The organism is Nonomuraea sp. NPDC052265 (assembly GCF_044547985.1).
In the GTDB taxonomy this organism is placed as follows: Bacteria; Actinomycetota; Actinomycetes; order Streptosporangiales; family Streptosporangiaceae; genus Nonomuraea.
Genome location: NZ_JBIUBJ010000007.1, coordinates 114,334 through 134,392, shown reverse-complemented (window position 1 = coordinate 134,392; position 20,059 = coordinate 114,334). Strand labels below are relative to the sequence as shown.

Annotated in this window: 23 protein-coding genes; 13 read left to right on the top strand and 10 right to left on the bottom strand. The window is 71.8% G+C overall.

Annotation, left to right across the window (positions count from 1 at the left end):
• The first annotated feature begins 146 nt into the window (after positions 1-146).
• On the top strand, positions 147-275 hold the full coding sequence (locus ACIHAD_RS22520; protein WP_397356518.1) for a hypothetical protein: 129 nt from the start codon (positions 147-149) through the stop codon (positions 273-275).
• 12 nt (positions 276-287) lie between these two features.
• Positions 288-731, top strand: a complete 444-nt coding sequence (locus tag ACIHAD_RS22515) for a hypothetical protein (protein ID WP_397356517.1) — start codon at positions 288-290, stop codon at positions 729-731.
• An 18-nt stretch (positions 732-749) separates the two neighbouring features.
• Here ACIHAD_RS22515 and ACIHAD_RS22510 read toward each other — a convergent pair whose 3' ends face one another.
• Positions 750-1,922: an ATP-binding protein gene (locus ACIHAD_RS22510; RefSeq protein WP_397356516.1), complete on the bottom strand. Its 1,173-nt coding sequence runs from the start codon at positions 1,920-1,922 to the stop codon at positions 750-752.
• A complete protein-coding gene (locus tag ACIHAD_RS22505) occupies positions 1,919-2,581 on the bottom strand; it encodes a response regulator transcription factor (protein WP_397356515.1) in 663 nt (220 codons plus the stop codon). Before ACIHAD_RS22505 ends, ACIHAD_RS22510 begins: the two co-directional genes overlap by 4 nt.
• Positions 2,582-2,762: 181 nt before the next feature.
• On the opposite strand from ACIHAD_RS22505, the gene ACIHAD_RS22500 reads away from it, so the two are divergent.
• A complete protein-coding gene (locus tag ACIHAD_RS22500) occupies positions 2,763-3,641 on the top strand; it encodes a dienelactone hydrolase family protein (protein WP_397356514.1) in 879 nt (292 codons plus the stop codon).
• 72 nt (positions 3,642-3,713) lie between these two features.
• Here ACIHAD_RS22500 and ACIHAD_RS22495 read toward each other — a convergent pair whose 3' ends face one another.
• Positions 3,714-5,099 (bottom strand): glycine--tRNA ligase, encoded by a 1,386-nt coding sequence (locus ACIHAD_RS22495; RefSeq protein ID WP_397356513.1) that lies wholly within the window; start codon positions 5,097-5,099, stop codon positions 3,714-3,716.
• Between the two features lie 94 nt (positions 5,100-5,193).
• A complete protein-coding gene (locus ACIHAD_RS22490; RefSeq protein WP_397356512.1) occupies positions 5,194-5,481 on the bottom strand; it encodes an antibiotic biosynthesis monooxygenase family protein in 288 nt (95 codons plus the stop codon).
• Between the two features lie 57 nt (positions 5,482-5,538).
• Here ACIHAD_RS22490 and ACIHAD_RS22485 point away from each other — a divergent pair, with 57 nt between their 5' ends.
• From ACIHAD_RS22485 to ACIHAD_RS22465, 5 genes are all read left to right on the top strand, one after another.
• The gene (locus tag ACIHAD_RS22485) at positions 5,539-5,883 is read left to right on the top strand and encodes a DUF6703 family protein (RefSeq protein WP_397356511.1); all 345 of its coding nucleotides are present in this window, start codon (positions 5,539-5,541) and stop codon (positions 5,881-5,883) included.
• Between the two features lie 75 nt (positions 5,884-5,958).
• Positions 5,959-6,855, top strand: coding sequence for a metal ABC transporter substrate-binding protein (locus ACIHAD_RS22480; protein ID WP_397356510.1), 897 nt, complete (start codon positions 5,959-5,961; stop codon positions 6,853-6,855).
• Entirely contained in the window at positions 6,852-7,631 is a 780-nt protein-coding gene (locus tag ACIHAD_RS22475; RefSeq protein WP_397356509.1) for a metal ABC transporter ATP-binding protein, read from the top strand. The genes ACIHAD_RS22480 and ACIHAD_RS22475 overlap by 4 nt, the downstream gene beginning before the upstream one ends.
• Positions 7,628-8,500: a metal ABC transporter permease gene (locus ACIHAD_RS22470; RefSeq protein ID WP_397356508.1), complete on the top strand. Its 873-nt coding sequence runs from the start codon at positions 7,628-7,630 to the stop codon at positions 8,498-8,500. Before ACIHAD_RS22475 ends, ACIHAD_RS22470 begins: the two co-directional genes overlap by 4 nt.
• Entirely contained in the window at positions 8,497-8,886 is a 390-nt protein-coding gene (locus tag ACIHAD_RS22465) for a transcriptional repressor (protein WP_352323403.1), read from the top strand. Before ACIHAD_RS22470 ends, ACIHAD_RS22465 begins: the two co-directional genes overlap by 4 nt.
• On the opposite strand, the gene ACIHAD_RS22460 is transcribed toward ACIHAD_RS22465, so the two are convergent.
• Positions 8,826-9,722, bottom strand: a complete 897-nt coding sequence (locus tag ACIHAD_RS22460) for a DMT family transporter (RefSeq protein WP_397356507.1) — start codon at positions 9,720-9,722, stop codon at positions 8,826-8,828. The genes ACIHAD_RS22465 and ACIHAD_RS22460 overlap by 61 nt on opposite strands.
• Before the next feature lie 112 nt (positions 9,723-9,834).
• On the opposite strand from ACIHAD_RS22460, the gene ACIHAD_RS22455 reads away from it, so the two are divergent.
• Positions 9,835-10,362, top strand: coding sequence for a CGNR zinc finger domain-containing protein (locus ACIHAD_RS22455; RefSeq protein ID WP_397356769.1), 528 nt, complete (start codon positions 9,835-9,837; stop codon positions 10,360-10,362).
• A gap of 259 nt (positions 10,363-10,621) precedes the next feature.
• Here ACIHAD_RS22455 and ACIHAD_RS22450 read toward each other — a convergent pair whose 3' ends face one another.
• The 4 genes from ACIHAD_RS22450 to recO all read right to left on the bottom strand — a co-directional run bounded on the left by ACIHAD_RS22450 (position 10,622) and on the right by recO (position 14,757).
• Entirely contained in the window at positions 10,622-12,214 is a 1,593-nt protein-coding gene (locus ACIHAD_RS22450; protein WP_397356506.1) for an ABC transporter permease, read from the bottom strand.
• Positions 12,211-13,125 (bottom strand): ATP-binding cassette domain-containing protein, encoded by a 915-nt coding sequence (locus ACIHAD_RS22445; protein WP_397356504.1) that lies wholly within the window; start codon positions 13,123-13,125, stop codon positions 12,211-12,213. The genes ACIHAD_RS22450 and ACIHAD_RS22445 overlap by 4 nt, the downstream gene beginning before the upstream one ends.
• 118 nt (positions 13,126-13,243) lie before the next feature.
• On the bottom strand, positions 13,244-14,026 hold the full coding sequence (locus ACIHAD_RS22440; RefSeq protein WP_397356503.1) for an isoprenyl transferase: 783 nt from the start codon (positions 14,024-14,026) through the stop codon (positions 13,244-13,246).
• Positions 14,023-14,757 carry a DNA repair protein RecO gene (recO, locus tag ACIHAD_RS22435; RefSeq protein WP_357979377.1) on the bottom strand — a complete coding sequence of 245 codons (735 nt, stop codon included), beginning with the start codon at positions 14,755-14,757 and terminating at the stop codon, positions 14,023-14,025. Before recO ends, ACIHAD_RS22440 begins: the two co-directional genes overlap by 4 nt.
• 140 nt (positions 14,758-14,897) lie before the next feature.
• Between recO and ACIHAD_RS22430 the strand changes: the two genes are divergently transcribed.
• From ACIHAD_RS22430 to ACIHAD_RS22415, 4 genes are all read left to right on the top strand, one after another.
• Positions 14,898-16,406: a CDP-alcohol phosphatidyltransferase family protein gene (locus tag ACIHAD_RS22430; RefSeq protein WP_397356502.1), complete on the top strand. Its 1,509-nt coding sequence runs from the start codon at positions 14,898-14,900 to the stop codon at positions 16,404-16,406.
• Positions 16,403-17,122: a DUF5941 domain-containing protein gene (locus ACIHAD_RS22425; protein WP_397356501.1), complete on the top strand. Its 720-nt coding sequence runs from the start codon at positions 16,403-16,405 to the stop codon at positions 17,120-17,122. Before ACIHAD_RS22430 ends, ACIHAD_RS22425 begins: the two co-directional genes overlap by 4 nt.
• A 233-nt stretch (positions 17,123-17,355) precedes the next feature.
• On the top strand, positions 17,356-18,753 hold the full coding sequence (locus tag ACIHAD_RS22420; RefSeq protein WP_397356499.1) for a glycoside hydrolase family 16 protein: 1,398 nt from the start codon (positions 17,356-17,358) through the stop codon (positions 18,751-18,753).
• A gap of 27 nt (positions 18,754-18,780) precedes the next feature.
• The gene (locus ACIHAD_RS22415; protein ID WP_397356498.1) at positions 18,781-19,797 is read left to right on the top strand and encodes an isopenicillin N synthase family dioxygenase; all 1,017 of its coding nucleotides are present in this window, start codon (positions 18,781-18,783) and stop codon (positions 19,795-19,797) included.
• Here the strand turns inward: ACIHAD_RS22415 and ACIHAD_RS22410 are convergent.
• Complete coding sequence (locus tag ACIHAD_RS22410; RefSeq protein WP_397356497.1) at positions 19,794-20,012, bottom strand: hypothetical protein; 219 nt, start codon at positions 20,010-20,012, stop codon at positions 19,794-19,796. The genes ACIHAD_RS22415 and ACIHAD_RS22410 overlap by 4 nt on opposite strands.
• Positions 20,013-20,059 lie beyond the last annotated feature (47 nt).

The window sequence follows — 20,059 nt, the reverse complement described above, 5'->3', positions numbered from 1 at the left end:
ATTGGTTTATACCAATTGGTTTACACCAATTCTTGGGAAAGAGGAGCGCAGCCGCAGAATCGCATCGAACCTGCGCCAGGGGGCGGCCATGGCCGGCCCCCGCCAAACCCAAGCGTCGTGCACGCTTCGTCGCGCAACCCGCCGACATGGTGATCTACCTGGACGGCCGGCCGACGCTCAGCCCGCGTCGCCGCCGGGTTCAGGGCCCGGGGGCACGATCGCTCAACGTGACCCAGCTCGGCTCGTTCCGCGATATGGACGTGATCGGGACATGACACTCTGCTCGCATGCCCCGCACGACGCCACGAGGCCTGATGGCCGCCTGCCTGGTCCTGGCGCTGTCCGCGTGCGGCTCGGGAACCCCCGAGCCGGCCGCAGGGTCGCTGGTGCCTGGGGCGGAGCAGCGACACGCGACCCAGCTCAGGCCCGGTGACTGCCTCGTGTCGATCCCCGGCGACCTGATCGCGACGCTCGTGCCGTGCGGCAACCCGCACGCGGCCGAGTTCGGCATGATCTACGTCGTGCCGGAGGGCCCGTGGCCGGGCACCGAGCGGGCCACGCGGGAGGCCAAGAGCTTCTGCGCGCCGCGGCTGCGGGTCAAGGCGGACAGGCGCCACGAGATCGAGGTGAGCGCGCTGCCGCCGATCGAGGAGGAGTGGCCGCGTCACCGCACGGCGTACTGCGTGGCGGTGGCCCGGCAGGGGCAGCTCGTCGGGCGCGTCCTGGAGTAGGGGCGGGCGCGGCCCGGGTCACCTGGTGATCGGGTTGCTCTCGGGCGCCGGGCCGGGCACGCCGTCGCGCGGCGGCAGCCACAACACGAACGTGGCTCCCTGCCCGAGCGTGGAGAACACCGCCACCCGCCCCGCGTGCGACTCCACGATCTGCCGGACGATGGCCAGGCCGAGCCCCGTGTGCCGGTCGCGCCGGCTGGCCTCGCCGCGCCAGAACCGGTCGAACACCCGCTCCTGCTCCGCCGCGCCGAGCCCGGGGCCGTCGTCCCTGACCGCGACCCACAACCAGCCCTCCGACCGGCCGGCCTCGACCCGGACGCGGCCACCGGGCGGGGTCAGGCGCACCGCGTTGGACAGCAGGTTGGCCACGGCGCGGCGCAGCGCGTCCTGGTCGCCGGTCATCTCCAGGTTCCGGTCCAGGCCGCGGGTGATCGTCAGGCCGCGGGCGGCGGCCGGCGCCGCGTACTCCTCGCACGCCTCCCGCGCCACCCTGCTCAGGTCGAGGTCGGTGTCGGCGAACGCGGTCGCCTGCCGGCGGGCGCTGGCCAGCAGGTCCTCCACGAGCCTGGTCATGCGGGTGGTCGCCCGGTCCACGATCTGCACGGCCCTGGCCCGCTCCTCGTCGCTGGCCTCGGGCGAGGCGAGCACGGCGTCCACGTTGGCCCGGATGATCGTCAGGGGGCTGCGCAGCTCGTGGGAGGCGTCGTCGATGAGCCGGCGCTGCGCGCTGAACGCCTCCTCCAGCCGGTCGAGCATGGTGTCGATGGTGTCGGCCAGGTCCTTGAGCTCGTCGCGCGAGCCGCCCAGCCTGATCCGCCGGGTCAGGTCGGTCGCCTGGATCTCCTCCGTCGTACGCGTGATCGACCGCACCGGACGCAGCACCCGCCCCGACAACACCCATCCGATGCCCAGGGACGCCAGGTAGAGCCCGGCCAGGGTGGCCAGCGAGTAGTCGCGCAGCGTGGCCAGCGTCCTGATGTTGACCTCGTTCTCGACCTCCTCGATGAAGACGACCTCCTGCTTGCCCACGTACTGGTTGCCGCGGTACGCCTTGGCGTACTCGGTCGAGTACGGGCGTTCCTCGGTGGTCTTGGAGACGGCCAGGTAGATGCCGCCCAGCACCAGCGCGGCCAGCACGAACAGCAGCCCCGAGTAGAGCACGGTGAGCCGGAAGCGGATGGTGTGGATCACACCGGCTCCCTGAGCCGGTAGCCGCGGCTGATCACCGTCTCGATGAGGCCGTCCTCCTGGAGCTTGCGGCGCAGGTTGCCGACGGTGACCCGGACGGTGTTGGTGAACGGGTCGGCGTGCTCGTCCCAGACGTGTTCGAGCAGTTCCTCGGTGGAGACGACGTGGCCGGGACGGGTCATCAGGTAGTGCAGCACGCCGTACTCCTTGGGGGTCAGGGCCAGGGAGCGGCCGTCGAGGGAGACCTCCATGCGGGCGGTGTCGATGCGCAGGCCGCCCACCTGGAGCACGGCGGTGCCGCCGGTGTCCCTGCGCAGCAGTGCCCGCACCCTGGCCAGCAGCTCGGGGAAGGCGAACGGCTTGACCAGGTAGTCGTCGGCGCCCTCGTCGAGGCCGCGTACCCGGTCGTCGAGGCGGTCGCGGGCGGTCACCATGATGATCCGCACGCCGCGGCCGGCGGCACGTACCGAGCGGCAGAGCTGGAACCCGTCGCCGCCGGGCAGGTTCAGGTCGAGCAGGACCAGGTCGTAGGTGTTGACCTCCAGCTTCTCGTGCGCCGACGGCGCGTCGTAGGCCACGTCCACCGCGTAGCCCGCCCGGACCAGACCCACCCGTAACGCGTCGACCAGGTCTTCCTCGTCCTCGACCACCAGCAGTCGCATGATCTTGACCCTAGTTCCGGATGACGTGTCACACCATGGGTCCGGAGCGGCCTTCCCGGCCCAGCCCACTGCACCAAACACCCGCGAAAAACCACATAACTATCGCCTTTACACGATTTTTCGGTGGTGACCGTTAAATCTTTCGACCATGACGCCCTTCCAGCGATATTTGGCAGAAGAAGTGGCACTCGATCACGTAGAGGGCCTGATCTCACGGCGCGAGGCCCTGCGCCGCCTGGGCCTTCTCGGGCTCGCCCTCCCCGCCGCCACTGCTCTCCTCGCCGCCTGCGGCGCCACCCCGGAAACCGACCCGGCGAGCACTCAGGGGCCGCAGGCGGCCTCGCCGCCCGGCGCGGCCTCCCCCGCGGGCCCGCCGCCGCTCCCCACGCAGGCGATCACGTTCCCCGGCCCGGACGGGACCACCTTGCGGGCCGCCTGGGCCCCCGCCGCCGCCCCCAGGGGCGCGGTGCTGGTCATGCACGAGAACCGCGGCCTGACCGACCACATCCGCTCGGTCGCCGGCCGCCTGGCCGCGAGCGGCTACTCGGCCCTCGCGCCCGACCTGCTCTCCCGCGAGGGCGGCACGGCCGCGTTCGCCGACACCGCGCGAGTCACGGCCAGGCTGGGCGAGATCCCCCAGGAACGGTTCGTGGCCGACATGAAGGCGGCCGTCGGCGAGCTGCGGAACCGGGCCGAGGGCGCCCGGCTGGGCATGATCGGGTTCTGCTTCGGCGGCGGCATGACGTGGCTGCTGCTGTCGTCCGGGGAAGACCGGCTGGACGCCGCCGCGCCCTTCTACGGCCCCCTCCCCGACGACGCCGACCTGACCGGCGCCCGGGCGTCCGTCCTGGCGATCTACGCCGAGCAGGACGACCGCGTCAACGCCACCCGGGACGCGGCCGAGGAGGCGCTGACGAAGGCCGGGCTCACCCACGAGCTGGTGACCGTCCCGGGCGTCGGCCACGCCTTCTTCAACGACACCGGCGCCCGGTACGACGCGCGGGCCGCCGCGCAGGCCTACGACTACGCGCTGACCTGGTTCGGCCGCCACCTGTCCTGACCGGCCGGGCCGGAAAAGGCGAACGCCGCCCGCGGCGGAGGCCGGGGCGGCGCTGGCCAGGTGGTGCCGGGGTCAGTCGTTGAGGCGCTGGCGCAGGTAGGAGTCGACCTGGTCGATCGCGATGCGCTCCTGGGCCATGCTGTCACGCTCGCGGATCGTCACCGCGTGGTCTTCGAGGGTGTCGAAGTCGACGGTGATGCAGAACGGGGTGCCGATCTCGTCCTGGCGGCGGTAACGGCGGCCGATCGCGCCCGCGTCGTCGAACTCGACGTTCCACCGCCTGCGCAGCTGCGCGGCCAGGTCGCGGGCCTTCGGCGACAGGTCGGCGTTGCGCGACAGCGGCAGCACCGCGGCCTTGACCGGCGCGAGCCGGTGGTCGAGCCGCAGCACCGTGCGCTTCTCCAGGACGCCCTTGGCGTTGGGCGCCTCGTCCTCGGTGTAGGCGTCGAGCAGGAAGGTCAGCGTGGCCCGGTCGACGCCGGCGGCCGGCTCGATGACGTAGGGGACGTAACGCTCACCGGTGTCCTGCTCGAAGAAGCTCAGGTCGACGCCCGACGCCTTGGAGTGGGCGGTGAGGTCGAAGTCGGTGCGGTTGGCGATGCCCTCCAGCTCGCCCCACTCCGAGCCCTGGAAGTTGAAGCGGTACTCGACGTCGACGGTCCGCTTGGCGTAGTGGGACAGCTTCTCCTGCGGGTGCTCGTAGAGGCGCAGGTTGTCCTTGTTGATGCCCAGGTCGGAGTACCAGCGGAAACGCTCGTCGATCCAGTACTGGTGCCACTCCTCGTCGGTGCCGGGCTTGACGAAGAACTCCATCTCCATCTGCTCGAACTCGCGGGTGCGGAAGATGAAGTTGCCCGGCGTGATCTCGTTGCGGAAGGACTTGCCGACCTGGCCGATGCCGAACGGGATCTTCTTGCGCGCCGACTGCTGCACGTTGAGGTAGTTGATGAAGATGCCCTGCGCGGTCTCCGGACGGAGGTAGGCCAGGCCCGACTCGTCCTCGACCGGGCCGAGGAAGGTCTTGAGCAGGCCGCTGAACTGCCGGGGCTCGGTGAAGGTGCCCTTGTTGCCGCAGTTGGGGCAGGTGATGTCGGCCAGGCCGTTCTCGGGCTCCTTGCCGTTCTTCTCCTCGTACGCCTCGACGAGGTGGTCGGCGCGGAAGCGCTTGTGGCACGACTGGCACTCGGTCAGCGGGTCGGTGAAGGTCTCGACGTGGCCGCTGGCCCGCCAGACCTCGGGGGCCAGGATGACGCAGGAGTCGAGGCCCACCACGTCGTCGCGCGACTGGACCATCGACAGCCACCACTGCCGCTTGACGTTGTTCTTCAGCTCGACACCCAGAGGACCGTAGTCCCACGACGCGCGAAGTCCGCCGTAGATCTCGCTCGACGGGTAAACGAGCCCGCGGCGCTTGGCGAGGCTGACGATGGTGTCCATGACGTCGATGCGTCGTGCCATTTTGGTTGCGTCTCTTTCCGGCTGGAGGTCGGCGAGTGAATTCGGTGAGATCCCAGCTTAGGGGACGCTCACCCGGTCTCGCGCGCGAGTAACGCTACGCACCCTCTTGCGTGTACACGTCCTCGTACGCGCTGGGTTCGTTGACCATGAGGATCATCAACGGGTACATGACCATCCTGGAGGCCGACAGCGCCCTTCGGTAGAACCCCGCGCCCTCCCATTCGCTGACCAGCGCCCACAGGTTGGGCTCGTCGACCGAACGGGCCAGCCGCCCGCGGTGGTAACCCGGCTGGGCGGCGAAGGTGTCGAGGATGGCGTGGCCCTGCTTGAGGAAGTCCTGAGACTGGGACTCTGGCACGGTGTATCGGATCACGGCGAGCACCAGCCCAGCCTAGAGGTGCGCACCCTGCTGTCACGCGAACTCCCATAGGCTCTCGACGTGGCCTCCAAAAACAAGCGCCCGCTGCCCCAGGGCGAGCAGTTCTTCACGCCGGGCGCGAGCGGCGCCCGCAAGGCCGTCGAGCGGCGCAGCGCGCTCCCGATGACGTTCCTGTTCACGCAGGTGCCCAGGTGGGCGACCCCCGCCGTGCTGGTGATCCTGCTGCTGGCCGCCTTCGCGGTGGCCAACTGGCTGGGCGGCGTGGCGGCGCTGGTGGTGGCGGCGTTCGTCGGCTGGCTGGCGTACCTGTCGTGGCCGTCGCTGGGGATCGGCGGGCGGCTGCTGCGGGTGGCGGTGCTGGTCTTCCTGGCGATCCTGGCGGCTGACCGGTTTGGGGCGTTCTAGTCCGGCCCGTCGGAGATTTTGACAATCATTTTCATTTTCTCCATACTTGAGGGCGTGATGTCCCGTACGCCCCCAATGCGCGCCGTAACCTTCCTCGCCGGAGCAGCCCTGCTGGCCACGTCCGCCTGTGGCGCCGGGTCCGCGGAGACCGCCGCGGGCGGCAGGCCCGAGGTGATCGCCGCCTTCTACCCGCTCCAGTGGCTCACGGAGCAGGTGGCCGGGCCCGACGCGAACGTGACCGTCCTGACCGCGCCCGGCGTCGAGCCGCACGACCTGGAGCTGGGCATCCAGCAGATGACCAAGCTCCAGGACGCCGCGCTCACGGTCTACGTCAAGGGCGTGCAGCCTGCCGTCGACGACGCCGTCTCCGGCGACACGGCCTTCGACGCCGCCTCCGTCGTCACGACGATCCCGGCCGGCGGGCACGCCGGCGAGGAGGAGCACGCGGAGGAACACGGCGTCTCCTACGACCCGCACATCTGGCTCGACCCCTCCCGCCTGGCCACGGTCGCCGGCAAGCTGGGCGAGCGCCTGGCCGCCGCCGATCCCGCGCACGCCCAGGCGTACAAGGACCGCGCCGCCAAGGCGGCGGGCGTGCTGGGCGGCCTCGACCAGGAGTTCGCCAAGGGCCTGGCCGCCTGCGCCGGCAAGACCCTGATCACCGCGCACGAGGCGTTCGGCTACCTGGCCGACCGCTACAAGCTCAAGCAGGTGGGCATCACGCTCGACCCCGAGACCGAGCCGTCGCCGAAGCGCCTGTCGGAGGTGGCCGCGCTGGCCAGGTCCGAGGGCGCGACCACGATCTTCACCGAGTCCCTGGTGAGCCCCAAGGTGGCCGAGGTGCTGGCCGGCGAGGTCGGCGCGAAGACGGCCGTGCTCGACCCGCTGGAGAGCAAGCCCGCCGGCGACTACCTGACGGCCATGCGCGACAACCTCAAGACCCTCCGGACAGCACTGGGGTGTACGGCATGAGCGAGACGGCCTTCGCGATGACCGGCGGCCGGGTCAGCTTCGACGGCCGGCAGATCCTGCGCGGCGTCGACCTGACCGTGCGCCCCGGCGAGGTCGTGGCCCTCCTGGGCGCCAACGGCTCGGGCAAGTCCACCCTGGTCCGCGCGCTGCTCGGCCTCACCCCGCTGTCCGGCGGCCAGACCCTCCTGTACGGGTCCCCGCCCGCCAGGTTCCGCGACTGGTGGCGCATCGGCTACGTGCCCCAGCGCCTCCAGGTCGGCGGCGGCGTGCCCGCCACGGTCCGCGAGGTCGTGGCCTCGGGCCGCGTCGCCAGGCAGAGCCGGCTGCGCAGGACCAGCGCGGCCGACCGGGCGGCGGTCGCGCACGCCCTGGACGCGGTCGACCTGACCGGCCGGGCCGGCGACCCCGTGCAGTCGCTCTCGGGCGGCCAGCAGCAGCGCGTGCTCATCGCCCGCGCCCTGGCCGGGGAGCCCGACACGTACGTGATGGACGAGCCCACCGCGGGCGTGGACGCCGAGACCCAGCGGCTCCTGGCCGACACGCTGGGCGACCTGGTCCGCGACGGCAAGACGATCGTCCTGGTCGCCCACGAGCTGGGCCCGCTGGAGCCGCTGATCACGCGCGGCGTCGTGGTCCGCGAGGGCCGCGTCGCGCACGACGGCGAGCCGCCGCGGCCCGAGGGCGAGTGCGCCAGGCCGGGACACGAGCACCAGCATCCGCACGCCGCGGAGCCGGCCGCCGGCCCGCTGACCGGCTGGCAGGGAGAACCACGATGATCGAGCTTCTGCAGGAGAACCTCTTCCAGCTCGCGCTGATCGCCGCGCTGCTGGTGGGGCTGTGCGCGCCCGCGGTGGGCACGTTCATCGTGCAGCGCAGGCTGTCGCTGCTCGGCGACGGCATCGGGCACGTCGCGCTGACCGGCGTGGCGCTGGGCTTCCTGACCGGCACGGCGCCGGTGCTGACGGCCGTGATCGTCTCCGTGCTGGGCGCGGTGGCGATCGAGCTGGTCAGGGCCCGGGGCCGGACCAGCGGGGACGTCGCGCTCGCCCTGCTGTTCTACGGCGGCATCGCGGGCGGCGTCATGCTCATGGGCATCGCCCCCGGAGGCAGCAACGCCAAGCTGAACTCCTACCTGTTCGGCGCCATCGCCAGCGTCACACAACAGGACATCTGGATCATCGGTGCGCTGGCCGTGGCGGTGATCGGCGTGGTCGTCGTCTTCGGCAGGGAGCTGTTCGTGCTCTGCCAGGACGAGGAGATGGCCAGGGCCAGCGGCCTGCCGGTGCGCTTCCTCAGCCTGCTGATCGCGGTCACCGCCGCGCTCACCGTGGTCATCGCCATGCGCGTGGTCGGCCTGCTGCTGGTCAGCGCCCTGATGGTGATCCCGGTGGCCACGAGCCAGCAGCTCACCAGGGGGTTCCGGGCCACGATAGGGCTGGCGATGCTGTTCGGCGTGCTCGCCTCGGTGGGCGGGCTGCTGGCCTCGACGATGTCGTCGCGGGTGCCTCCGGGCGCGGCGATCGTGCTTCTGGCCCTCGCCGGCTTCGTCCTGGCCCTCGCTGTCGGTAAATTCGTACGGCGAGGCCGTATCCAGGAGTCCCCAGTGAGCCGGCGACCACATGTCCGTGTCGAGGAGGTCGCATGACGACGAGGCGCGATGCCGTGCACGACACCCTTCGCCGCAGCGAGGGGTTCCGCAGCGCCCAGGACGTCTATGCCGAGATGCGCCTGCACGGCGCCAAGATCGGGTTGACCACGGTCTACCGGGCGCTGCAGGCGCTGGCCGACTGCGGCCAGGTCGACGTGCTGCGCACCGACGAGGGCGAGTCGGTCTACCGCGCGTGCGCCAGCGACGACCATCACCACCACCTGGTGTGCCGTCGCTGCGGCCACACGGTCGAGGTGGCCGGGCCCGCCGTCGAGCGCTGGGCCGAGGCGGTCGGCAGCGACCACGGCTTCACCGAGATCACTCACACGGTCGAGGTCTTCGGCACCTGCTCGTCCTGCTCGGCGCCGGCCCGGGTGGGCTGAGGGCCGCGGGAGCCGTACAGGACGCCGAGCACGACCGCGGCGCACCCGGCGAGTTGCAGCGCCGAGGGCCGCTCCCCCAGCGTGAGGGTGGAGATGGCGACGGTGGTCATCGGCTGCACGAGCAGCAGCAGCGCGGTGAGCGCCGCGGGCTGCCTGGGCAGCGAGTACGTGATCAGCAACCACCCGGCCACCTGCGGCCCCAGGGCGAGCAGCAGCAGCCACCCGTGCGCCGGCCATTCCGGCGCCAGGTCGGCCCCGCCGAACAGCGGGCTGAGCGCCGCGATCAGCACGGTGGCCACGACGGTCGCCTGCGCCAGCGGCCCCGCCGTCCGTCCCTGCCCGGCCTTCATGATCAGCAGGTACGCCGCGTACACGACCGAGGTCGCCATCCCGGTGAGCGCGCCCATGGCGGGGTCGAGCCCGTACGCGGCGCCGTCGAACACCCCGGAGATCAGCACGACCCCGCCGAAGACGATCGGCGTGCTCGCCACGAGCCGGTTGGAGGGGCGCTCGCGGAAGATGCCCCAGGCGGCGAAGGCCACGATGAACACCTGCAGATTGCCGAGCACGGTCGCCAGGCCCGCGCCGACCAGCTTGATCGACTGGTGCCAGAACAGCAGGTCGAGCGAGAACAGCGCGCCCGCCGCCCAGGCCGGCAGCGCGCTCCTCCAGGGCAGGGGCCCCAGCTTTCGCCGTTCGAGCCAGGCGAGCAGGAGCATGGGCGGCACCGCGTACGCGCAGCGGAACAACGCCGACGTCGCGGGCGAGGCCCCGGACAGGCGCACCAGGGGCGCGGAGGTGGAGATGATGAGTGCTCCGGCGATCGCGATCAGCACGATACGCCGATATGCACTCACGGAAACCCCCGGAGTCCCATGGGAGAGATACGCTGCGACCACGCTAGAACCGGCCCCGACAGGAGTCAACATGCCGTTTGGCCATGACATGGTGCATTCTTTGGCGACCGTTGTCGACCTGGTCAACACCTCGCCGTCCACCGGCGGCGACGACGGTCTGGCCAGCCTGGCCGAGCTGCAGGCCTTCGTGGAGTCCCGGCAGGTCAGCGGCATCGGCGCACTGACGGCCCGCGACCTCGGCCAGGTCCGCATGGTGCGCGAGGCGTTCCACCGGGTGTTCACGGCCTCCGACGTGGCGAGCGCCGTGCGCACGCTCAACGCGCTGCTCGCCGAGACGCGCATAACGCCCAGGCTGACCGAGCACGACGGCCATCCGCTGCACGTCCACTACTTCGCCACCGACGCCTCGCTGGCCGAGCACGTGGCCGCCGACTGCGGCGTGGCGCTGGCGCACCTGCTGGTGGAGGGCGAGATGGAACGCCTGCGCACCTGCTCGGCCCCCGACTGCGACCGCGTGTTCGTGGACGAGTCCCGCAACCGCTCCCGGGTCTACTGCGACAGCCGCACCTGCGGCAACCGCATGCACGTCGCCGCCTACCGCGCCCGCCGCCGCGCCTGACCGTTCCCGGTCACACGAACCGCCCGCCCCCGCGATGACCGGGGGACGGGCGGCAGGTGCGCGAGATTCAGGGTGCTTCGCTGGACGTCTGCCACCACGGCGGCTTGGCGGTGGCGAAGACGTCGGAACAGTTGCACGAGCCGCAACCTGGGATCATCGGCCCTCCTTCATCGTGGGGGAACGGGTTGTACCCGCCTTCACCCGCTCTCAGCCTGACCCTCGTGCCAGAATTCCGGATCCCGCCGCGAGGCCAGGTTCCTCAGCCGACGTCGCGCCGCCGCAGGGCGAGCAGCCCGCCGGCCGTGAGCACGGCCGTCAGGGCGAGCAGCGTCAGCTCCGGCACCGTGCCGAACGCCCGGCCCGCCATGATGTTCGGCAGGTAGTGGAACGGCTCGAACGGCGTGCCGCCCCACACCCCGTAGAAGGGGGCGACGACCTGTCCGAGCAGGGCGGTCAGGATCCAGGCCGCCCAGCACAGCGGCACGCTCGCCCTGGGCAGCAGCCCGTAGACCGCCAGGCAGACCGCGCCGACGCACCACGCCGCCGGAGCCTGGCTCAGCGCGGCGGCCAGGAAGCGCGGCGCGGTGCCGGCGAAGTCGCCGAGGAGGGCGGCGTACACGGCGCCGAAGACGAGGGCGGCCAGCGCCAGCAGCGCGACCGTGCCGAGCGCGGCCACCGCCAGGTGCCCGGCCGCCCAGCGGACCCGGGTCAGCGGCGTGGCCTGCACCTGGTCGGCGCGGCCCGAGGTCTCCTCCGAGCGCAGCCGCATGATCATGAGCGCCGGGTAGAGCGCGATGCCGTAGGCCAGGATCAGCAGGTAGTACCACATGTACCCGTCGAGGGCGTCGGCCGCCGGGACGCCGAGCAGGGTCGTGATGTCGGTGACCACGATGCTCGGGCGGGCCAGGACGTCCTTGGCCAGCGGGCCCATCGCGCCGCCCACCGCCGCGCACGCCGCCGTCCCTGCCGCCCACTTCAGCAGCAGGCCGCGGTGCAGCCGCCAGGCCAGGGCGACCGGGCCGCGCAACCCGGGGGCCTCCTCCTTGCCCGGACGTTCCGGCAGCAGGCCCGAGCCGAGGTCGCGGCGGCCGAGCAGCGCGTACGCCACCGCGCACAGCGCCCCGGCGGCCGACACGGACACGCCGAGCAGCCACCACCGTTCGTCCCGGTAGGCGTCCACCAGGTGGCTCCAGCCGAGCGGTGACAGGGCCTTGAGCCAGGGCAGGTCGCTCGCGTCGGCGGCGTAGCGCAGGACGTAGGCCAGGCCGAGGGCGTACAGGCCGATGACCGTGGCGGTGCGGGCGTCGCGCGCCAGTTGCGCGGCGACGGCGGCGACGCCCGCGAACACCCAGCCCGCCACCACGACGGCGGCACCGTAGGCGAGCGTGCCGACGGGTTCGAGGCCGGCGGCCAGCAGGGCGGCGGCGGTCAGCGCCCCGCCGGTCAGGCTGGTCGCCCCGGCGACCAGCAGGGCCGCGCCGAGCGGCGCGCGGCGGCCCACCACGCCCGCGCGCAGCAGCTCGGTCCGGCCCGCGTCCTCCTCCCTGCGGGTGTGCCTGACGACGGTCATCAGGGCGGCGAACGCGTTGATCACGTAGAGGAAGCCGCCGCTGCGCCAGGTCGCCAGCACGTCCAGGCGCGGCTCGACGACCCCGCCGCCGAGCGCCCGGAAGAAGGCGTAGCGGCGGACGACCTCGGTGTAGGCGAGCTTCAGCTCGTAGGTGCCCATGTTCCGGTTGATGTAGCCGACCATCGCCAGGCTCATGGCCACGAGCAGCAGGAACCACCAGGGGGCGACGGCACGCTCGCGGCGCAGCGCCAGACGGACGAGCGCGCCTGTGCCGGGGCTCATCGCACGGCCTCCGCCCGCCGGACGCCCGCGCCCTCGTAGTGGCGCAGGAACAGCTCCTCCAGCGTGGGCGGCCGGCTGTCCAGGGTGCGCACGCCCGCCGCGGTCAGGCTGCGCAGGGCCGGGCCGAGCGCGTCCGCATCCACGTCGAACCGCACCCGGCCGCCCTCCTCGCGCAGGTCGTGCACGCCGGGCAGCCCGGCCAGCCCTTCGGCGGGCCGGTCGAGCTCGGCGTGGACGGTGGTGCGGGTCAGGTGGCGCAGGCCGGCCAGGGTGCCGCTCTCCACCGCGCGCCCGTCGCGGACGATCGTGACGCGGTCGCACAGGGCCTCGACCTCGGACAGGACGTGGCTGGACAGCAGCACGGTACGGTCGCCGCGCCGCCGCTCCTGCCTGACGACCTCCCGGAACGTCTCCTCCATGAGCGGGTCGAGCCCGGAGGTCGGCTCGTCGAGCAGCAGCAGCTCGGCGTCGGAGGCGAGCGCCGCGACCAGCGCGACCTTCTGCCTGTTGCCCTTGGAGTAGGCCCGGCCCTTCTTGCGCGGGTCGAGGCCGAAGCGGTCGAGCAGGTCCTTCCTGCGCCCGCGGTCGAGGCCGCCGCGCAGCCGGCCCAGCAGGTCGATCACCTCGCCGCCGGACAGGTCGGGCCACAACGTGACGTCGCCCGGCACGTACGCCAGGCGGCGGTGGAGCTCGGCGGCCTCGCGCCAGGGGTCGCCGCCGAGCAGGCGGGCACTGCCCGCGTCGGCCCGCGCGAGACCGAGCAGGATCCGGATCGTCGTGCTCTTGCCCGCGCCGTTGGGGCCCAGGAAACCGTGCACCTCGCCGGTGCGCACGCTCAGGTCGAGCCCGTCGAGGGCCCTGGTCCGGCCGTACGCCTTGACGAGTCCGGCCACCGAGATGGCGTCGCTCATGATGATCTGCCTCGTGACTGTTCGCTCGTACAGTTGACTACCCGAACGAGTAGGACGCTATATCAGCGTATAGTCGCCGTCCAGCACGGCAGGTCGGCAGGGGTGAACCCGGGATCAGCTAGGCGCCGGTGACCTGGTTGGGGATCGCGCCGCCGTAGCGGCGGTCGCGCTTGGCGTAGATCTCGCACGCCTCCCACAGGTCGCGGCGGTCGAAGTCGGGCCAGAGCCGGTCGAGGAAGACCATCTCGGCGTAGGCCGACTGCCACAGCAGGAAGTTGGAGAAACGCTGCTCCCCGGAGGAGCGCAGGAACAGGTCGACGGACGGGATCTCCGGCTCGTCGAGGTAGCGGGCGAACACCTTCTCGCTCACCTTGGACGGCTTGACCCGCCCGGCCGCGATGTCGGCCGCCAGCTTGACCGCCGCGTCGACGATCTCCGCCTGGCCGCCGTAGTTGACGCAGAACTGCAACGTCAGCTTGCTGTTGCCCTCGGTCATCTGCTCGGCGCTCTGCAGCTCGGAGATCACGCTCTTCCACAGCCGCCCGGGACGGCCCGCCCAGCGCACCCGGACGCCCATGGCGTTGAGCTCGTCGCGCCGCCGCCTGATGACGTCGCGGTTGAAGCCCATGAGGAAGCGCACCTCGTCGGGCGAGCGCTTCCAGTTCTCCGTGGAGAAGGCGTAGGCGCTCAGGTACGGGACGCCCAGCTCAAGAGCCCCCTCGATGACGTCGAACAGCGAGGCCTCGCCCGCCTTGTGCCCTTCGGTGCGCGGCAGGCCGCGCGCCTTGGCCCAGCGGCCGTTGCCGTCCATCACCACGGCGACGTGCCGGGGCACGAGGTCACGCGGGATCGGCGGCGGGGTCGCGCCTGACGGATGAGGGGTCGGAGGCCGGACGTTCACGCATGCTCCCTTTCGACGTGTCGCAGAGAGCGTATTCCGTGTTCGAGATGCCATTGCAGATACGCGGCGACCAGACCGCTGCACTCGCTGCGGTGACGCGACTCCGAGGCGTCGGCGGTGGCCCAGTCGCCGCGCAGCAGCGCCGTCATGAGCCCGATCGTCTCCCCCGCCGGCACCGCCGAGCCCGCCGGGCGGCACGCCCCGCACACCACGCCGCCCGCGACGATGGCGAAGGCCCTGACCGCCGGGGCCTGGCACTTGGCGCACGCCTCCAGCGCGGGCGCGTAGCCCGCCACCGCCAAGGAGCGCAGGAAGTACGCGTCGAGGACCAGCCTGGCCTCGTGGACGCGCTCCGACAGCGTGCGCAGGCCGCCGACCAGCAGCAGGAACTGCCGCAGCGCCGGCTCCTTCTCGCCGTGGGTCAGCCGGTCGGCCGTCTCCAGCATGGCGCTGCCCGCGGTGTAGCGGGGATAGTCGACGGCCAGCGCCTCGCCGTAGGGCCTGATGGTCTCCGCCTGCGTGATCACGTCGAGCGTGCGGCCGGTGTGGAGCTGGAGGTCGACGTGCGTGAACGGCTCCAGCCGCGCGCCGAAGCGCGACTTGGTGCGGCGCACGCCCCTGGCCACCGCCCGGATCTTGCCGGTGCGCTTGGCCAGAACGGTGACGATGCGATCGGCCTCACCGAGTTTCTGCGTCCGCAGGACGACGCCTTCGTCGCGGTAGAGACTCACTTGCCCATCTTACGGCCGCACGCGAGGCATGTTCCGGGCATGCTGGGGTGACGCGACTTTGCCCTGCCGTCACTAGACTTTGACGTCTGTCCCCGCATCACCCGTTGTTCAACCCCCCGCTACTGCCTCGAAAGGGAGTCATGACCCGCGTGGTCCTGCTGGGCTCTTCGCCCGGCCCCGACACCTCTCCGACCGGCCTGAGGCTGGCCGCGCTGCCCGGCAATCCCACCGTGGCCGAGCGGCTGCGAAGCCAGCTCGCTTCCTATGACCCGCGGCCCGCCACGATCGAGACCGGTGACGTGGCCGCCGCCCTGCGTGCCCTGGCCGACGTCGCAGATTCGGCAACGGAGAGCCTCTTCATCATCCCCCAGAACTCGGTCGTCCACGACGAGCTGATCTACCAGATCACCAAGGCGAAGCGCGGCGCGCTGGCGCTCGTGGCCAAGGAACCGCGTCTGGAGGTGACCGAGGAGGCGCAGGAGGACACCGTACCGATCGACGAGGCCGACCCGGAGATCGGCTACGGCCGCCTGGAAGGGCTGCCGGTGCGCGCCCGCGTCGGCAAGTCGCGCGTCGTGTCGGTCGGCACCGCCAACCACGCGGTGACCAGGCCCAACGCGGTGGTGCTCGGCCCGCTGCACCTCAGCGCCCGCAACGCCCCCGTGCTCGCGCAGACCTGCCGCGAGCTGGCCCTCATGGCCGACCGCTTCGGCCAGGACGACGACCTCGTCCAGCTCCTGGTGTTCGGCCTGGTGCGCAACGGCGTGTCGGTCGGCGTGCGTGGTCGCCGCGACCTGTTCTACCGCCGGGTGAGCACGCAGGAGGAGGTCAACGAGGCCGGCTCCGAGATGGCCGGCATGAACGAGGACCGCGCCCGGCTCAACAACGCGGTCAAGGGCGCCGACGGCTTCTTCACCACGTACTTCGTCTCCACCTACTCGCGCTTCATCGCCCGCTGGGCGGCGCGGCGCGGGTTGACGCCCAACCAGGTGACGCTGATCTCGATCGCGCTCGGCGTGGCCGCCGCGGCGTGCTTCGCCACCGGCGACCGGCCGTGGATGATCGCCGGCGGCCTGCTGATCTACTTCGCCTTCGTCTTCGACTGCGTCGACGGTCAGGTGGCCCGGTACGCCCGCAAGTTCGGCGTTCTGGGGGCCTGGCTCGACGCCACCTTCGACCGCTTCAAGGAATACGTCGTCTTCGCCGGCCTGGCCGTCGGCTGGGTCGTCTCGGGCAACGGCGACGACATCTGGATCCTGGCGCTGGCCGCGATCGGGCTCCAGTCCGTACGCCACCTGCTCGACTTCTCCTTCGGCATCTCCAACCGGCGCAAGCCGCCCGCGCAGCTCCCCACCCTCCCGCTCGACGCCCCCGACGACCGCGACCTGCGCAGGGCGCTGGAGCGGCGCAAGGCCGAGCGCAGCCAGGGCGTGCGCGGTGTGCTCAAGATGTGGACCAGGGCGGGCAAGTTCCGCGCGGTCCACTGGGCGCGGAAGATGATCGTGTTCCCCATCGGCGAGCGGTTCGCGGCCATCGCGATCACCGCCGCCCTCTTCGACGCCCGGATCACTTTCCTCACCCTCGTGATCTGGGGCTCCGTCGCCGCCGCCTACACCCTCACCGGACGCCTCATGAGGTCGCTCGTATGATCACTCAACCGCAGGCCATGGCCACCCCCACGCCGGATCCCGACGAGGAACGCCGCCGCATCCAGACCGCCCGCCTGCTCGCCTACCGCGACGACGGCCCGCTCGTGCACGCCTTCTCCGGCAAGCTGGGCAAGGGGCTGCCGCCCGTGCCAGCCACGCTCGTGGCGCTGCTCGCCGTCATCGCCGTCACCGTCATCGGCCTGCCCGACAAGGGGCCGCTGCTGCTCGTGCCGGTGGCCATCACCCTGCTGCTCGTGCTGCCGACCGCGCCGCGCGACCACCTGGGCCGCTTCGACTGGCTCACCCCGCCGCTGCTGCGCGGCACCGAGTTCCTCGCCATGATCGCGATCGGCCTGGCCGCCGGCGCGCCGAAGTGGCTGCTGTTCGTGCTGGTCTACGTGGTGGGCTACCACACCTACGACACCGTCTACCGCACCCGGCAGAGCATCTGGCCGCCCGCGTGGGTGTTCCACGCGGGGCTCGGCTGGGAGCTGCGCCTGCTGATCATCGGTGTCGGCGCGGCGCTGGGCTGGCTGACGCCGGTGCTCGCGGTGCTGACGGCGTACCTGTTCGTGCTGTTCGCGGTGGAGAGCGTGACGAGCTGGGTGCGCCTGGACAAGGCCTCTGCGCAGGCCGGTGCCGACGCCGAGCAGGACCTTGAGGCCTCGCCCGAGGACGCGCTCGAACAGGCCACCGGCGAGGCGGAGAAGGGCTGAGCGGCCACCTCCCCCTCCGGACACGACGGCGGTCACGGGCTCCCGACCAGGGCGCCGGTGGCCGCCGTTTCGCGTCCGGGCCCGGCGCGGCCGCCCGCGCCCAGAAGATCGGGCACGTCGTCCGTCGATCTGTTCTAGAGCGCTCTCCCATATTGACAGGCGGTCAAGGGCGTGTTTTCGTCGCCTCAAGAGAGCGCTCTCTCGCTCGACTCCACACCCCCCATGGAGCAGGGATGACAACAGAGATCCGGCGCAGGCGCCGCCTGGTGGCCGTGGCGGTGGTGCTCGTGGCACTCACCGGTCTGCTCGTCAAAGTGGCCGTCAGCGCCTCGGCGTCCGTGCCGTCCACGCCGTCCGGCTGGTCGCTGGTCTGGTCGGACGACTTCAACGGCTCGGCGGGCACGCCGCCCTCGTCCGCCGAGTGGATCGTCGACACCGGGCACGGCTACCCCGGCGGGCCGGGCAACTGGGGCACCGGCGAGATCCAGAACTACACCTCCAGCACGTCCAACGTCAGCCTCGACGGCTCCGGCAACCTGCGCATCACGCCCCTGCGCAGCGGCTCGGGCGAGTGGACCTCGGCCCGGATCGAGACCAGGCGGGCCGACTTCAAGCCGGCCGCCGGGCGCGTCCTGCGGATCGAGGGCAGGATCCAGATGCCGAACGTGACCGGTCAGGCGGCGCTCGGCTACTGGCCGGCGTTCTGGGCGCTCGGGGCGCCGTACCGGGGGAACTACTGGAACTGGCCGGGCATCGGCGAGTTCGACATCATGGAGAACGTCAACGGCATCAACTCCGTGTGGGGTGTGCTCCACTGCGGCGTCAGCCCCGGCGGGCCGTGCAACGAGACGACCGGCCTGGGCGCGAGCCGGGCCTGCCCCGGCTCGTCCTGCCAGTCGGCCTTCCACACCTACCGCTTCGAGTGGGACCGCGCCGCCAGCCCCAACCAGCTCCGCTGGTACGTCGACGGCCAGCAGTTCCACAGCGTGAGCCAGAACCAGCTCGACGCCACCACCTGGAACAACATGACCGGGCACGGCGGCTACTTCCTGCTGCTCAACCTGGCGATGGGCGGCGCGTTCCCCAACGCCCTGGCCGGCACGGGCACGCCCACGGCGGCGACCGTCCCGGGGCACCCGCTGCTGGTGGACTACGTGGCCGTCTGGCAGAGCGGCACGGTCTCCACCCCGACGGCGACCCCGACCGTCCCCGGCGGCGTGGACGCGCGCTCCACCATCCAGGCCGAGCGCTACCAGGCCCAGTCGGGCACCATCGTCGAAGCCACCACCGACACCGGCGGCGGCCAGAACGTCGGCGCGATCGCCAACGGCGACTGGCTGCGGTACGACGGGGTGAACTTCGGCTCCACGCCCGCCCTCCAGTTCAAGGCCAGGGTGGCGTCGGGGGCGGCGGCCGGTGTGAGCGGGCTGGTGCAGGTGCGGCTGGACAGCCCGTCCGCCGCGCCGATCGGCGACTTCGCGCTGGCCGGTACGGGCGGCTGGCAGAGCTGGCGCACGGTCCCCGCCAACATCAGCGGGGTGACCGGCACGCACACCGTCTACCTGACCTTCAGCAGCGGCCAGCCCGCCGACTTCGTCAACGTCAACTGGTTCACCTTCTCGACGACCTGACCCCTCTCAGGGGTCTCCTCGGGGGCGGTGAGCGTGCCCAGAGCCCGGCTCGCCGCCCCCGGGTACGCCGTGGCCGGGCTGGGGAACAATGAGACGGTGCGCGAACTGCCGGTGATCGACATCTCCCCACTGCTCAGCGACACCCCGAACGGCGACAGGCAGGCCGTCGGCGCGGCGATCGGCGCGGCCTGCCGGGACAGCGGCTTCTTCTACGTCCGCGGGCACGGCGTGCCGCAGGAGCTCCTCGACCGGCTCGACGCCGCCGCCAGGCGCTTCTTCGCGCTGCCCGAGGAGGTCAAGGACGAGATCTCGATGGACCGCGGCGGCCCGGCCTGGCGCGGCTTCTTCCCGGTGGGCGGCGAGCTGACCTCGGGGCGGCCGGACCTGAAGGAGGGCGTCTACTTCGGCGCCGAGCAGCCGCCCGGCCCACTGCCGCTGCACGGCCCCAACCAGTTCCCCGTCCAGGTGCCCGAGCTGCGGGCGGCCGTGCTCGCCTATCTGGACACGATGACGGGGGTCGCGCAGGCGGTCATGTCCGGGGTGGCGCTCAGCCTCGGCCTGGACGAGGGCTACTTCCGCACCGGCTACACCGCCGACCCGACCGTGCTGTTCCGGATCTTCCACTACCCGCCCGCGCCCCCGGACGACGACGAGACCTGGGGCGTGGGCGAGCACACCGACTACGGCCTGCTCACCCTCCTCCTCCAGGACGCCAACGGCGGCCTCCAGGTCCGGACGGCGGACGGCTGGATCGAGGCGCCGCCGCTGCCGGGCACGTTCGTCTGCAACATCGGCGACATGCTCGACAAGCTCACGGGCGGCCGCTACCGCTCGACGCCGCACCGCGTGCGCAACCGCAGCGGCAACGAGCGCCTGAGCTACCCGTTCTTCTTCGACCCCGGATGGGACAGCGTGGTGCCGCCCCTCCCCTACGCCGCCGGCGAGCGGTGGGACGGCCAGGTCGACTTCACCGGCACCTACGGCGAGTACCTGCTGTCGAAGGTGTCCAAGGTCTTCCCACGCCTGTTCGAACGCCGGATCTAGGAGAGCCGCACCCGCGGCTCCTTGTCCTCGCCGGTCTCCTCGCCCTCGGGATGCTCCACGACCAGGTCGTAGGTGGTGGGAAAGAGCTGCCGGAAGGCGGTGTCCACGCCGCCGCCCCCCTCCAGCACGACCTTGCCGCCGCGGGTCACGTCTCTGATCCGCTCGACGGTGTGCTCATGGGCATCGTGCGAAGAGGCGCGCCCGAACTCAGGCACCTGTCCGGTTTTCGGCCCTTCGGACACTTTCCCGCTCCATCTGCCGT